Origin of the sequence: Pseudomonas sp. VA159-2 (assembly GCF_024126635.1) — a bacterium.
Lineage (GTDB): Bacteria > Pseudomonadota > Gammaproteobacteria > Pseudomonadales > Pseudomonadaceae > Aquipseudomonas > Aquipseudomonas muyukensis.
On sequence record NZ_JAMYBV010000001.1, the window covers coordinates 95,109 to 108,687 of the forward strand.

12 protein-coding genes are annotated in these 13,579 nt (G+C 63.4%); 4 read left to right on the forward strand and 8 right to left on the reverse strand.

Annotated elements, in window-relative coordinates; genetic code table 11:
• Window positions 1–216: 216 nt before the first annotated feature.
• From cyoE to hmpA, 7 genes are all read right to left on the reverse strand, one after another.
• Window positions 217–1,104: a heme o synthase gene (cyoE, locus tag NJG22_RS00395; protein ID WP_186658830.1), complete on the reverse strand. Its 888-nt coding sequence runs from the start codon at window positions 1,102–1,104 to the stop codon at window positions 217–219.
• Between the two features lie 11 nt (window positions 1,105–1,115).
• Window positions 1,116–1,448, reverse strand: coding sequence for a cytochrome o ubiquinol oxidase subunit IV (cyoD, locus tag NJG22_RS00400; RefSeq protein ID WP_134690013.1), 333 nt, complete (start codon window positions 1,446–1,448; stop codon window positions 1,116–1,118).
• Window positions 1,448–2,071, reverse strand: coding sequence for a cytochrome o ubiquinol oxidase subunit III (gene cyoC, locus NJG22_RS00405; RefSeq protein WP_253091679.1), 624 nt, complete (start codon window positions 2,069–2,071; stop codon window positions 1,448–1,450). Before cyoC ends, cyoD begins: the two co-directional genes overlap by 1 nt.
• A 3-nt stretch (window positions 2,072–2,074) precedes the next feature.
• Window positions 2,075–4,096: a cytochrome o ubiquinol oxidase subunit I gene (cyoB, locus tag NJG22_RS00410; protein ID WP_253091680.1), complete on the reverse strand. Its 2,022-nt coding sequence runs from the start codon at window positions 4,094–4,096 to the stop codon at window positions 2,075–2,077.
• 3 nt (window positions 4,097–4,099) lie between these two features.
• The gene (gene cyoA / locus NJG22_RS00415; protein WP_134690016.1) at window positions 4,100–5,044 is read right to left on the reverse strand and encodes a ubiquinol oxidase subunit II; all 945 of its coding nucleotides are present in this window, start codon (window positions 5,042–5,044) and stop codon (window positions 4,100–4,102) included.
• A gap of 559 nt (window positions 5,045–5,603) precedes the next feature.
• The gene (locus NJG22_RS00420) at window positions 5,604–6,110 is read right to left on the reverse strand and encodes a disulfide bond formation protein B (protein ID WP_253091681.1); all 507 of its coding nucleotides are present in this window, start codon (window positions 6,108–6,110) and stop codon (window positions 5,604–5,606) included.
• Window positions 6,111–6,631: 521 nt separating this feature from the next.
• Window positions 6,632–7,810: an NO-inducible flavohemoprotein gene (hmpA, locus tag NJG22_RS00425; RefSeq protein WP_253091682.1), complete on the reverse strand. Its 1,179-nt coding sequence runs from the start codon at window positions 7,808–7,810 to the stop codon at window positions 6,632–6,634.
• A gap of 154 nt (window positions 7,811–7,964) precedes the next feature.
• On the opposite strand from hmpA, the gene norR reads away from it, so the two are divergent.
• The 4 genes from norR to NJG22_RS00445 all read left to right on the forward strand — a co-directional run bounded on the left by norR (window position 7,965) and on the right by NJG22_RS00445 (window position 11,931).
• Entirely contained in the window at window positions 7,965–9,515 is a 1,551-nt protein-coding gene (norR, locus tag NJG22_RS00430) for a nitric oxide reductase transcriptional regulator NorR (protein WP_253091683.1), read from the forward strand.
• 382 nt (window positions 9,516–9,897) lie between these two features.
• Entirely contained in the window at window positions 9,898–10,797 is a 900-nt protein-coding gene (locus NJG22_RS00435) for a chemotaxis protein (RefSeq protein WP_217850115.1), read from the forward strand.
• Between the two features lie 88 nt (window positions 10,798–10,885).
• Window positions 10,886–11,200 carry a hypothetical protein gene (locus NJG22_RS00440; RefSeq protein WP_253091684.1) on the forward strand — a complete coding sequence of 105 codons (315 nt, stop codon included), beginning with the start codon at window positions 10,886–10,888 and terminating at the stop codon, window positions 11,198–11,200.
• Window positions 11,197–11,931 carry a YkgJ family cysteine cluster protein gene (locus NJG22_RS00445; RefSeq protein WP_253091685.1) on the forward strand — a complete coding sequence of 245 codons (735 nt, stop codon included), beginning with the start codon at window positions 11,197–11,199 and terminating at the stop codon, window positions 11,929–11,931. Before NJG22_RS00440 ends, NJG22_RS00445 begins: the two co-directional genes overlap by 4 nt.
• Window positions 11,932–11,966: 35 nt before the next feature.
• Here NJG22_RS00445 and NJG22_RS00450 read toward each other — a convergent pair whose 3' ends face one another.
• Window positions 11,967–13,550, reverse strand: coding sequence for a PAS domain-containing methyl-accepting chemotaxis protein (locus tag NJG22_RS00450; RefSeq protein ID WP_253091686.1), 1,584 nt, complete (start codon window positions 13,548–13,550; stop codon window positions 11,967–11,969).
• Window positions 13,551–13,579: the final 29 nt, after the last annotated feature.

Sequence of the window (13,579 nt, forward strand, 5' to 3'; positions counted from 1 at the left end):
GCGGCGGCCGAATCAGAAGATAATCCCGATTGAAGATATAGGTAAAGGATAATTTCCTGTTTTTAATTGAAATTTCAGGTTCATATACTGAAATCAATGAAATCACAGCGCTGATAGATCGTAATCGTGGGACAAGCCTTCCCACAGGCCGCATTGGCCACAGGCATAAAAAACCCCGGCACATGGCCGGGGTTCTTGGTGTAACAGCCCGCTGTCTCAGCGTGCGTAGGTCATCAGCACATCGGCCGCGGTCTGGCTGTCCACGCCCATCATCACGCTCAGCGCCGTGACGGTGAGGATGGAGAAGCCGAATACCTTGCGCGCCCACTTGCTGTCGTCCTCGGCCTTGTAGCCACCCCAGGCCATGTACAGCCAGTACAGGCCCATGGCAGCCGCCACGGCGAGGTAACCCAGGCCAGCGTAGCCACCCAGGGTCAGCATCAGGGTCGCCAGCACGAAGGCCAGCACGTACAGGACGATCTGCTTCTTCGCCGCGAGGATACCGCGCGCCACCGGCAACACCGGAATGTTGGCGGCGCTGTAGTCCTTGAAGCGGAAGATGGCGATGGCGAAGCTGTGCGGCATCTGCCACAGGCTGAACATCACCAGCAGGGTCACCGCGGCCAGGTCGAAGCTGTTGCTCACGGCGCAGTAGCCGATCACCGGAGGCATGGCACCGGACAGGCTGCCAACCAAGGTGCCGTGCACCGATTTACGCTTGAGCCACAGGCTGTAGAAGCCGACGTAGACCACGAAACCGACCAGGGCGCAGAACGCCGCCAGCGGATTGGCCTGGACATACAGCAGGCTGAAACCCGCCACCCCGAGCAGGGTGGCGTAGATCAGCGCGAGGGGCAGCGACATGCCGCCCTGCACCATGACGCGGTTCTTGGTGCGTTCCATCTTGTGGTCGATGTCGCGGTCGATGCAGTTGTTGAACACGCAACCGGACGCCACCACCAGGGAAGTACCTACCACCACCGCCAGGAACAGGGCGAAGTCCACATGGCCCTTCGCGGCAAGGAAGAATCCGCCTGCCACGGAAAGCACGTTACCGAAAATGATCCCCGGTTTGGTGATTTGGATAAAGTGCTTCACGGACATGCAGTCTTACCTCACTTGGCCAACATTTCGAAGTGGATGCTGAACATGATCCACAGCGACAGGCCGACCAGCAGAGCGATTACCAGGGTGGTGAACAGGAACGTCGACACGTTGGAACGCTGCTCTTTCGAGCGGTCCATGTGCAGGAAGTACACGAGGTGCACAACCACCTGGATGACGGCCATGGCCACCACGATCAGAACGGTCAGGTTCTTCGGCAGGCTCGGGTACATCACCAGGCCGAACGGGATCGCGGTCAGGATGATCGACAGGATGAAGCCGATCATGTACGACTTCACGCTGCCGTGGTTGCCTTCGTGATGAGTGTCGTGTGCGCTAGCCATTACAGAACTCCCAGCAGGTAGACGACGGTGAACACGCAGATCCAGACCACGTCCAGGAAGTGCCAGAACAGGCTCAGGCAGCTCATGCGGGTCTTGGCGGTCGGCGTGATGCCGTGCTTGTTGATCTGGTACATCATGATTGCCATCCAGATCAGGCCGGCAGTCACGTGCAGACCGTGGGTACCTACCAGGGCGAAGAAGCCCGACAGGAAGCCACTGCGCTGAGGGCCGAAGCCCTCGGCGATCAGGTGATGGAATTCATAGATTTCCATCGCGATGAAGCCGGCACCGAACAGGAAGGTCACGGCCAACCAGCCCAGTACGCCACCCTTGTTGCCCTTGAACATCTGCAGCATGGCGAAGCCGAAGGTGATCGAGGACAGCAGCAGGAACAGCGTCTCGACCGCTACGAAGTCGAGCTGGAAGATGTCGTGACCCGACGGGCCGCCGGCAAAACTGCCGGACAGCACCGCGTAGGTGGCGAAGAGCGACGCAAACAGGATGCAGTCGGTCATCAGGTACAGCCAGAAACCGAGGACGGTCATCTGGCCCGAGTCGTGGTGGTGGTCATCATGAGCATGGTCATGACCATGCGCGCCACCGTGGATTACTTGGCTGGACATTGATTACACCCGTTCAAACGATTCGACACGTGCGCCGCCGGCAGGCAGTGCACCAGCGTTGGCCAGCGCTTTCATGCGCTCGCCTTCGATGCGCGCCACTTCCTCGGCCGGAACCATGTAGCCCTGGTCGTCACGCGCGGCGTGGCGAACGAAGACAGCGATGGTTGCCACCAGGCTCGCGCCCACCAGCCACCAGATGTGCCAGATGAAGGCGAAACCGAACACGGTCAGCAACAGGCCCATGAACAGACCGGTGGAGGTGTTGCTCGGCATGTGGATGGCTTCGTACTTGGCAGGCGCCTTGTACGCAGCACCGGATTGCTTGGCTTCGTGCCAGGCGTCCAGGCCAACATGCTCTGGCATGTGCGCGAAGTTGTAGAACGGAGGTGGCGACGAAGTCGACCATTCCAGGGTACGGCCGCCCCATGGGTCGCCGGTGACGTCCATGTTGTCCTTGCGATCGCGAACCGAGACGTAGATCTGGATCAGCTGGCAAGCGATACCGAACAGGATCAGCACGGCGCCGACCACGGCTACGTACAGGTAGGGTTCCCACAGCGGGTTGTCGGAGTGGTTCAGACGACGGGTCATGCCCATGAAGCCCAGGGCGTACAGCGGCATGAACGCAACGTAGAAGCCGGAGATCCAGAACCAGAAGGCAGCTTTGCCCCACTTCTCGTTCAGGGTGAAACCGAAGGCTTTCGGGAACCAGAAGGCGAAGCCGGCGATGTAGCCGAACACCGCGCCACCGATGATCACGTTGTGGAAGTGGGCGATCACGAACAGGCTGTTGTGCAGAACGAAGTCGGCACCTGGAACGGCCAGCAGAACGCCGGTCATGCCACCGATCGAGAAGGTGACCATGAAGCCCAGGGTCCACATGATCGGCGCGGTGAAGCGCAGACGGCCCTGGTAGATGGTGAACAGCCAGTTGAACAGCTTCACACCGGTCGGAATGGAGATCAGCATCGTCGCCAGGCCGAAGAAGGTGTTGACGCTGGCGCCGGCACCCATGGTGAAGAAGTGGTGCAGCCAGACCGCAAAGCCGAGGATGGCGATCGCGCCCGATGCATAGATCATCGAGTGGTGACCGAACAGGCGCTTGCCCGCGAAGGTCGAGGTGACTTCCGAGAACACGCCGAAGGCCGGCAGGATCAGGATGTAGACCTCAGGGTGACCCCACGCCCAGAACAGGTTGACGTACATCATCGGGTTCCCACCAAGCTCGTTGGTGAAGATGTGGAAGTCCAGATAACGGTCAACGGTCAGCAGTGCGAGTGCAGCGGTCAGGATCGGGAAGGAAGCGACGATCAGCACGTTGGCCCAGGTGCAGGTCCAGGTGAAGATCGGCATGTCCATCAGCTTCATGCCAGGTGCGCGCATCTTCATCACGGTGACGAGGAAGTTCACGCCGGTCAGCGTCGTACCCAGGCCTGAGAGCTGTAGCGCCCAGATGTAGTAGTCGACACCCACCCCAGGGCTGTACTGGATGCCCGCCAGCGGCGGATACGCCACCCAGCCGGTCTTGGCGAATTCACCAACGCCCAGCGAGATGTTGACCAGCAGCACGCCTGCCAGCAGCAGGTAGAAGCTCAGGGAGTTCAGGAACGGGAAGGCAACGTCACGTGCACCGATCTGCAGAGGAACCGCGAGGTTCATCAGGCCGGTGAAGAACGGCATCGCCATGAAGATGATCATGATCACACCGTGGGCGGTGAAGATCTGGTCATAGTGTTCAGGCGGCAGGTAGCCTTCGGAGCCACCGGTGGCGGCGGCCAACTGGGTACGCATCATGATGGCGTCGGCAAAGCCGCGCAGCAGCATGACCATCGCGACGATGATGTACATCACGCCGATTTTCTTGTGGTCGACCGTGGTCAACCACTCGGTCCACAAGTACGACCACTTGCGGAAATAGGTGATGGCACCAACGACAGCGATACCACCGAGCGCGATCATGGCAAGCGTCACCATGACTATCGGCTCGTGATACGGTATCGCCTCCAGAGTTAATTTACCGAACATCTCTTACTCCTCTGCACCGGCAGCTGGTTGCATACTCGATTCCACACCCTTGGTAGTGGCCAGGTCTTTGCTGCCTGCTTCTTCGTGGTTCGGACGACCGCGGTTCATGCCTTCGTACTTGTCGACGATGCGCTGGAACTGGTCAGCCGGAGCCTCGCTGTACAGCGCGACTGGGTTGTTTTCGCTTGCTTTGGCCAGGGCGTCGTATTCGGCCTGGTCCAGTTTCTTCGGCGAAGCCTTCACCTCGGCGACCCATGCATCGAAGTCGGCTTGGGAAGTGGCGGTTGCCTTGAATTTCATACCGGTGAAGCCGGCGCCGCTGTAGTTGGCGGAGATACCGTCGAACTCACCGTTCTCGTTGGCGATCAGGTGCAGTTTGGTGGTCATGCCAGCCATTGCGTAGATCTGGCCACCCAGGCCCGGGATGAAGAAGGAGTTCATCACGGCGTCGGAGGTGACACGGAAGTTGACCGGGGTGTTGGCCGGGAAGACGATCTTGTTGACCGTGGCGATGCCCTGTTCCGGGTAGATGAACAGCCACTTCCAGTCCAGCGCGACCACGTCGATCTGCACCGGCTTCACGTCGGAATCCAGTGGACGGTACGGGTCCAGCTTGTGGGTGGAGTGGTAGGTGAAGTAACCCAGGGCGATGATGATCAGGATCGGGATGATCCACACCGCGGCTTCGATCTTGGTCGAGTGCGACCATTCTGGGGTGTAGGTGGCTGCCTTGTTGGAAGCACGGTACTTCCAGGCGAACGCCAAGGTCATGATGATCACGGGCACGACCACCAGCAGCATCAGGCCGGTGGCGATCAGGATCAGGTTCTTCTGCTCAATGCCCACCTGGCCCTTCGGATCGAGCAGGGTCCAGTTGCACCCACTGAGTAAAAGCATGCCTAAAAAGGGCAATATGCCAAACAGTCTGGGGTAACGCTTTTTACTCATCTCACGACCTCTAGATCAGCTTGCTTCAATGCAATTTGTGTTTTGGTAGCCAACACTTCGTCCTGCCAAGTGCGGCAATTGGCGCCCGTACTCGCCCCTGCCCGGATCCGACTGCAGGATCTTGGCGTCAAGCGGGTTAGCGGTGCTTATGGTTTCGTAGGCAACAGGCCTGTACTTCAGACCAAGTCCATTTGGTGCGGGAAAACGCGGAGGGGTGTCCGCCCGGTATCGCCGTTGGGCGAAACTTGTCGAAGTCAGCAAATGGAAAGCGCTGCGGCTCCCATCAATCCTGCGACTCGCAAGCAGTGCCGAACGGAAATTGGGGGCGATTGTAGATAGGTCGCCCAACGATGACTATGACTTATTGAGCAACAGTCTTTTACAGAATGCGTAACAATACTGCTCAAAAAATCAACTTCGCGACAGTTTGTCGCACCCCGCTTGATAGCCCTCAACCCCTTATAGCGCAAGGGCCGAAGCCTGACCTGGATCAACCGTTGCACGCGCTTTGCGGCTTATCTCGCTGCGCAATAGACCCAGGTCAATTCGGGACTTTTGTCTAAGCGCGGCGACGGTTGCGGTAGATGCCCAGCGGCACCAGCAGCGCGGTCAGCACGAAGGCAACCAAGGCCCATTGGGCCAGGGACAGGCCGAGAATCGGCGGGTACGGGGTGGCGCAGAAGCCATCGACCTGGAATGCCAGCGGCCACAGCTTGGCCAGCGGCAGGTCGTCGACGATGGGCTGCAGGGTATCGATGCCGCAGCTGACCATCGGGTTGGCGAGTATATACACATGGTTGCCGGCTGCAACGATGCCACCGATGGCGCTGAGCACCACCAGCGCCTCGAAGAAGGTCAGGCTGCGCTGCCCCGGCATGGCCGCGGCGAGGAAGGCGAACACGGCGATGAACAGCAAGGCGTAGCGTTGCAGGATGCACAGCGGGCAGGGGGCCTCGCCCAGCACCACCTGCATGTACAGGGCGCCCCCGATCAGCGCCAGGCAGATCACGCCGAGCAGCACCAGAAAGCGCCGTTCCCGATTCAGGCGCGATGAGAGTTCGTTCATTGCCGATTCCTTCGATGGAGTGTGGCAGCGCGGGCTGCCCGGGGGCGCCAAGTCTACACGCTGGAGATGACCTTTGAATGCATCGAGGAGAGGCGTGCGCGCGATCCACTGCTGACCTAGGACCGAGCAGGTCGGTTTCGGTTCAACGGCCGCGCGTGAAAAACACGGCGGCCCGAGCGCCGGACAGGGGCAAGCCCCTCGACACTCGGGAGTGAAGGATACAGTGATTAAAGGAGGATTAAAGATGAAGGCAGGTGTAACCGCGTTCATCTCTTCCTTATATAGAAGATCGGCTATAGGCCCAATCGCTGCGGTTCGGCGCTCGGCCAGGCCGACAGCGCCGTATGCCATCGTCCGCTTCGTTCTCGATTACCCACGGCCGGGAGCATCCATGGGCTGGCGGCCCGGCAGAACGCCGAACCGCAGCGATTGGGATGAAGTCCATCGCGGGGCAAGCCCGCGCCCACGCCGCCATCCTCGGCTTTGAGGGAGCGGACTTGCCACGCGATGGGCTCAGCGCTTCACTCCAGCGCCGCAGCCGGCCCGAAGAACTCGTAGCGGCTCTGCCCTTCCGGCACGCCCAGGCCCTTGAGCTGGCGCTTGATCGCCGCCATGAAGCCCTTGGGTCCGAGGAAGTAGGCGTCGATATCGCGCTCACGCGGCAGCCACTGGGCCAGCAGGTCCTGGTCCAGCAGGCCCACTGCGTCGGCAGCCTGGCTGCCATCCTCCTCGGCGTAGCAGTAGAAGCGCTTGAGTTGCGGGTGGCGCGCCGCCAGGCCATCGATCCAGTCGCGGAAGGCATGCACCGCGCCGTTGCGCGCGCAATGGATGAAATGCACCGGGCGTTCGGTCTCGAGGGCCGCCTCGAGCATGGCCAGGGTCGGGGTGATGCCCACGCCGCCGCTGATCAGCACCAGCGGCTTGTCGCTGGCGGCCAGGGTGAAATCACCGGAAGGCGGGAACAGTTGCAGGGTATCGCCGACCATCAAGCCATCATGCAGGTAGTTGGAGACCTTGCCGCCCGCCTCGCGCTTGACGCTGATGCGGTACTGCTCGCCGTCGCACAGGGCCGACAACGAATAGTTGCGGCGCTGCTCCTGGCCGTCGATCTCAAGCTTCAGGCCGATGTACTGGCCGGGTTCGGCCTTGAGTACCGGCTTGCCATCGACCGGGGCGAAGTAGAACGAGACGATCTCGCTGCTTTCCTGCTCGCGGCGCACCAGGCGGAACTCGCGGGTGCCGCGCCAGCCGCCGACAGCCTCTTCCTTCTGCTTGTACAGGTTCTCTTCGGCGCCGATGAGGATGTCGGCCAGCTGGCCGTAGGCAGCGGCCCAGGCCGCGATCACCTCAGGGGTGGCGATTTCCTTGCCCAGCACTTCCTCGATGGCGCGCAGCAGGCAGCTGCCGACGATCGGGTAGTGCTCGGGGAGAATCTGCAGGGCCACGTGCTTGTTGATGATCTGGCCAACCAGGCCGCCCAGTTGCTCGAGCTGGTCGATGTGGCGGGCGTACATCAGCACGCCGTTGGCCAGGGCGCGCGGCTGGTCGCCGCTGGCCTGGTGGGCCTGGTTGAACAGCGGGCGTACCTCGGGGTACTCGCTGAGCATCATCTTGTAGAAGTGGGTGGTCAGGGCCTCACCGCCGCTTTCCAGCAGGGGCACGGTGGCTTTGATGATTGCACGTTGTTCGGCATTGAGCATTACGACAACTCCTGAGCCTGTGGCTTCGAATGGTTGCGTAGGCTATTTCAGCAATCGTGCCAACTTTCATCGTCAACAAAACCGGGGGTTTTCATTGACCGGTGTCAAAAGGACACACTCACGCGTATAGTCATTTAGACCAACAGGAGTCCATATGACTGCAAAACCCCTGCTCACCGCCCTCCTCCCGCTGGTGAGCGACCTGTCCTGCGACCTGCCCGACCAGGAACGTTATCGCCGCTTGCTCCAGGCCATGCGCGGCCTGCTGCCCTGCGATGCCGCCGCGCTGCTGCGCCTGGACGGCGAATGGCTGGTGCCGCTGGCGGTGGACGGGCTGTCGGCCGATACCCTCGGCCGGCGCTTCCGGGTCAGTGAACACCCGCGCTTCCAGGCCTTGCTCAGCCGCCCCGAGCCCACCCGTTTCCCCAGCGATAGCCCTTTGCCCGACCCTTACGACGGGTTGGTGGATGCCGCCCATGTCGACCTCGAGGTGCACGACTGCATGGGTTGCCCGCTGATGGTCGACGAACGCCCCTGGGGCCTGCTGACCCTCGATGCCCTCACCGCCGGCCAGTTCCAGAGCCTCGAGCTCGAGGCCCTGCAAGCCTTCGCCAGCCTGGCCGCCGCCACCGTCACCGTGGCCGAGCGCATCGAGCACCTGGCCCTGCGCGCCGAGGACGAGCACCAGCGTGCCGAGGTGTATCGCCAGGCCAGCGGCCAGGACAAGGAACTGATTGGCCAGAGCAAGGCGCACAAGCGCCTGGTCGAGGAGATCCGCCTGGTCGGCGGCAGCGACCTGACCGTGCTGATCACCGGCGAGACTGGCGTGGGCAAGGAGCTGGTGGCCCAGGCCCTGCACCGCGCCAGCAACCGCGCGGACAAACCGCTGATCAGCCTCAACTGCGCCGCCCTGCCCGACACCTTGGTCGAGAGCGAACTGTTCGGCCACGTGCGCGGCGCCTTCACCGGCGCCCACGGTGAACGCCGGGGCAAGTTCGAACTGGCCAATGGCGGCACGCTGTTCCTCGACGAGGTCGGCGAGTTGCCACTGGCAGTACAGGCCAAGCTGCTGCGGGTATTGCAGAGCGGGCAGTTGCAGCGCCTGGGCTCGGACCGCGAGCATCGGGTGGATGTGCGCCTGATCGCCGCGACCAACCGCGACCTGGCCGAAGAGGTGCGCAACGGCAACTACCGCGCCGACTTCTATCACCGCCTGAGCGTGTACCCGCTGCAAGTGCCGCCGCTGCGCGAACGCGGCCGCGATGTGCTGCTGCTGGCCGGTTATTTCCTCGAGCAGAACCGCTCGCGCCTGGGCCTGGGCAGCCTGCGCCTGTCGGCCGAGGCCCAGGCCGCGCTGCTGGGGTATGACTGGCCGGGCAACGTGCGCGAACTGGAGCACCTGATCGGCCGCTCGGCGCTCAAGGCCTTGGGGCAGCATGGGCAGCGCCCAAGGATCCTCACCCTGGAGGCGGCGGACCTGGACCTGCGCACCGTGGCACCGGCCATGCAGGTTGCCGCCGAGGCACCGTCGGCCGACCGGCCATTGCCCGAGGGCGGGCTGCGCGAAGCGGTGGATGACTATCAGCGGCAGATTGTCGAAACGTGCCTGAATCGCCACCAGGACAACTGGGCCGCCGCCGCGCGGGAACTGGGGCTGGACCGGGCCAACCTGAACCGGCTGGCCAAGCGCTTGGGCTTGCGCTAAGCGCCCTCCCTACCCTGTAGGAGCCAGCTTGTGGCGAACCAGGCGGCGCGGAGTATGGCACCGGCTACGCCGGTGTTCGCCGGCTACGCCGGCTCCTACAACGGTTACGGCCTGCAATGCCCGTAGGAGCCAGCCTTGCTGGCGAACCAGGCGACGCGGTGGATGGCACCGGCAACGCCGGTGTTCGCCGGCAAGCCGGCTCCTACAACGGTTACGGCCTGCAATACCTGTAGGAGCCAGCCTTGCTGGCGAACCAGGCGACGCGGTGGCACCGGCAAGCCTTGCGCCTGCTTGCAAACGCCAATAGCAAACTAAGCTAAAGCCCGACAGCAAAAAGCCGATAACCCGGCATCCTCCCCCTCATTCATAGCGAAGGTTGCCCATGGCCACGCAAAAAGCCCGCGCGGACTCCTTGTCCCTGCTGCTGTTCACCCTGCGCAGCGGCAAGCTGATGGCAATCAACCTGCTGAAAGTCAGCGAGATCATCCCCTGCCCGCCGCTGACCAAGCTGCCGGAGGCCCACCCACACGTAAAGGGCGTGGCCACCCTGCGCGGCAACTCGCTGTCGGTGATCGACCTGTCCCGCGCCATCGGCGAAATGCCCCTGGCCGACCCCGACGGCGGCTGCCTGATCGTCACCGAGATCAGCCGCTCGCGCCAGGGCCTGCATGTGCAGGCGGTGAGCCGCATCGTGCATTGCCTGAGCACCGACATCAAACCGCCGCCCTACGGCTCGGGCAACCGTTCGTTCATCACCGGCGTGACCCGGGTCGACAACACCCTGGTGCAGGTGCTGGACATCGAGAAGGTCATTCACGGCATCGCCCCACCGGCCCACGAGCCGCACCCGGGTGAAGTCAGCGAGGAGGACGCCAGCCTGCTGGCCGCCGCCAACATCCTGGTGGTCGACGACAGCCAGGTGGCGCTGCAGCAATCGGTGCACACCCTGCGCAACCTCGGCATCGAGTGCCACACCGCGCGCAGCGCCAAGGACGCGATCAATGTGCTGCTGGAGCTGCAAGGCACCGAGCGGGAAATCAACATCATCGTTTCCGACATCGAGATGTCCGAGATGGACGGCTTCGCCTTCACCCGCACCCTGCGCGAAACCCCGGACTTCCAGCACTTGTACATCCTCTTGCACACCTCGCTGGACAGCGCGATGAGCGGCGACAAGGCCAAGCTGGCCGGGGCCAACGCGATCCTGACCAAGTTCTCCTCGCCCGAGCTGACCAACTGCCTGGTGACCGCGGCGCGGGCGGTGGTGTTCGAGGAGCGCTGACATATCAAGTCAGGATTTTCCTGGCTTGATGCAGGAGAATGTTCGGGCATAATTCGCGCCCTTCGGATGTTCATTGCCGGTATCGCGTATGAAATATCTCAGCCCCACCCTGATCGCCTGCGCCCTGCTCATCAGCGGCGCAGCCCACGCCTCCAGCAGCCAGGCCTGGAACGACCAGCGCCAGCAGATGCTCAAGGCCTGCCTGGCCGCCAGTCAGTTCAAGGATGCCCACGCCCTGGGCAAGCCCGCCGAGTTCGACGACCAGGTCGGCTACAGCGCACTGCTGATCGAAGGCGTCTACCCGCAAAAACACATGAACAACCGCAGCGGCACCGAGCTGTGCCTGTACAGTCGCCAGCAGCAGCATGCGGTGGTCACCGAATGGAACCCAGGCAAACCGTGAGCGAGGAACTGCGTTTCGCCTGCACCGGTTGCGGTAAATGCTGCACCGGCCACCACGTGCCGCTGACCCTGGCCGAAGCCCGACAGTGGGCGCTATCCGCTGGCCAGGTGATCGTGTTGATCGAAGGCTTCCTGGCCGATGGCCCGGGCATGCCGGACGACCAGCGCGAGCATGTGCTGCGCCGCTCGCACCCAGTGGCTTGCGGCAAAGGCCAGCTACGCGTATCGGTGACCTTCGCCGCGTTCAACCCCGGGCGCTGTCGCCACCTCGACGCCGACGACCTGTGCAGCATCTATGACAGCCGGCCGCTGGTGTGCCGGATCTACCCGGCGGAGATCAACCCGCACCTGCCGCTGCGGCCGCAGAACAAGGATTGCCCACCCGAGGCCTGGGAGCAGGGACCGGTGCTGATTCATGGCAGCCTGCCGCAGGATGAAAGGCTGCGCGCCTTGATCGAGGCCTCGCGCCAGGCTGATCGTGAGGATATCGCGGGCAAAGTGGCGATCTGCCAGGCGCTGGGGATGACCACCAGTGCGCTCAAGGGCAACGGGTTTACCGCATGGCTGCCGGACATGACGGCGTTTGCCACGGTGCTGGAGCAGGCGCCACAGGCGGTCGACGGCCCCTGGGCGGTGCATGTGCAGGACGCGGCGCTTGCCGCCGAACTGCAGGACCATTGCCTGCAGGTGACGGGCGAAACACCGGTCTACTACGCGTTCATCGGTTTCTAGATAGCTCCAATCGCGGGGTAGGCCCGCTCAACGGCTCACTGGCAGCGCCGCCAGAACTCATCCGCCAACCGCCGTAGGTCCTTGGCCAGGTCGGCCACGTCACTGGCGCTGCCATGGCTGCGCTGGCCCATGGTCACCGTCGCCTCGCTGGCCTGGCGAATGCAGGTGATGTTGCGGTTGATGTTCTCGCTGACCTGGCTCTGCTGCTCTACCGCCGCGGCGATCTGCAAGCTCATCTCGTTGATCTGGTTGACCCGCACGCTGATGCTGTCCAGCGCGTCGCTGGCCAGTTGCGCCTGCTCGACGCTGTGCCCGGCATGGGCGCTGCTCTGCTGCATCACCTGCACCGCGGCCCGGGCGCCGTCCTGCAGGGCGGCGATCATGCGCTGGATATCGTGGGTCGACTGCGCGGTACGCTGGGCCAGGCCACGCACCTCGTCGGCCACCACGGCGAAACCACGCCCCTGGTCACCGGCCCGCGCCGCCTCGATGGCGGCATTGAGCGCCAGCAGGTTGGTCTGTTCGGCAATGCCGCGGATCACGTCGAGCACCCCGGAGATCTCGCTGCTGTGGTTTTCCAGCTGTTCGATCACCTCGCTGGCCTCCACCAGCGAACCGGCCAGGTCCTGGATCGCACAGCGGTTGCGATCGACCAGCTGGTGCCCGGCCTGGGTCTCGTCCTCGGCCTGGTCGGCGGCCATCGAGGCCATCTGCGCGCTGCTGGCCACCTGGGCGACGCTGGCGCTCATCTGCTGGATCGCGGTGGCCACCTGGTCCGCTTCGCCCTGCTGCTCCAGGCTGTTGGCATGGCTGCTGTGCAGCGCCTCGGCCAGCGCGCCGGAATGCCCGGCCAGGCGCGACGAGGTATCGCCGATACGCCCCACCACCGCGCCCAACTGCGCCTTGAGCATGCGCATGGCGAACTCGATCTGGCCCAGGCCATCGCGCCGGCCTGTGTACAACTGCTGGCTCAGCGGGTTGTCGGCAATCGCCAGGGCCTGGCGGCGCAGGCGCTCGTAGGGGCGCAACAGCCACTGGATCGCCAGGGCGCTGAGGCTTGCGGCCAACGCCATCTGCACCAGGGTGACCAGCCAGGAGGCGCCATGCCACCACTGCCCGACGCCGATCACCAGCGCGCACACCGCGCCCACCGACAGCGCCAGGCGCGCGCCAAGCCCGGCTACCGGCAAGCGCTGGCGCCAGTCGCGCCGGCCCTGGCGCAGACGCGCATAGCAGCGCTCGGCCGCCTCGACCTGGGCCCGCTCGGGCTTGGTCCGCACCGACTGGTATTCCAGCGCCTGTCCGCCACTGCTGATCGGCGAGACGAAAGCACTCACCCAGTAGTGGTCGCCGTTCTTGCAGCGGTTCTTCACCAACCCCATCCACGAATGCCCGGCCTTGAGCGTCTGCCACATCTGGGCAAAGGCCTCGGCCGGCATGTCCGGGTGGCGGACGATATGGTGGGCGTTGCCCAGCAGGTCCTGCGGGGTGAAACCGCTGACCCGGACGAAATCGTCGTTGGCATAGGTGATACGGCTGTCCAGGTCGGTGGTGGACAGGATGTTGGCGTCGCCGGGGTAATCCACTTCGCGACCGGTAACGGGCATATTGCACTTCATCGGAGGCTCTCGTTGTTGTACGGGAAAAT

Coding starts and splice junctions, on each gene's coding strand:
- cyoE (WP_186658830.1), bottom strand. CDS start 1,104: ATGTCCGTGAAGCACTTTATCCAAATCACCAAACCGGGGATCATTTTC.
- cyoD (WP_134690013.1), bottom strand. CDS start 1,448: ATGGCTAGCGCACACGACACTCATCACGAAGGCAACCACGGCAGCGTG.
- cyoC (WP_253091679.1), bottom strand. CDS start 2,071: ATGTCCAGCCAAGTAATCCACGGTGGCGCGCATGGTCATGACCATGCT.
- cyoB (WP_253091680.1), bottom strand. CDS start 4,096: ATGTTCGGTAAATTAACTCTGGAGGCGATACCGTATCACGAGCCGATA.
- cyoA (WP_134690016.1), bottom strand. CDS start 5,044: ATGAGTAAAAAGCGTTACCCCAGACTGTTTGGCATATTGCCCTTTTTA.
- NJG22_RS00420 (WP_253091681.1), bottom strand. CDS start 6,110: ATGAACGAACTCTCATCGCGCCTGAATCGGGAACGGCGCTTTCTGGTG.
- hmpA (WP_253091682.1), bottom strand. CDS start 7,810: ATGCTCAATGCCGAACAACGTGCAATCATCAAAGCCACCGTGCCCCTG.
- norR (WP_253091683.1), top strand. CDS start 7,965: ATGACTGCAAAACCCCTGCTCACCGCCCTCCTCCCGCTGGTGAGCGAC.
- NJG22_RS00435 (WP_217850115.1), top strand. CDS start 9,898: ATGGCCACGCAAAAAGCCCGCGCGGACTCCTTGTCCCTGCTGCTGTTC.
- NJG22_RS00440 (WP_253091684.1), top strand. CDS start 10,886: ATGAAATATCTCAGCCCCACCCTGATCGCCTGCGCCCTGCTCATCAGC.
- NJG22_RS00450 (WP_253091686.1), bottom strand. CDS start 13,550: ATGAAGTGCAATATGCCCGTTACCGGTCGCGAAGTGGATTACCCCGGC.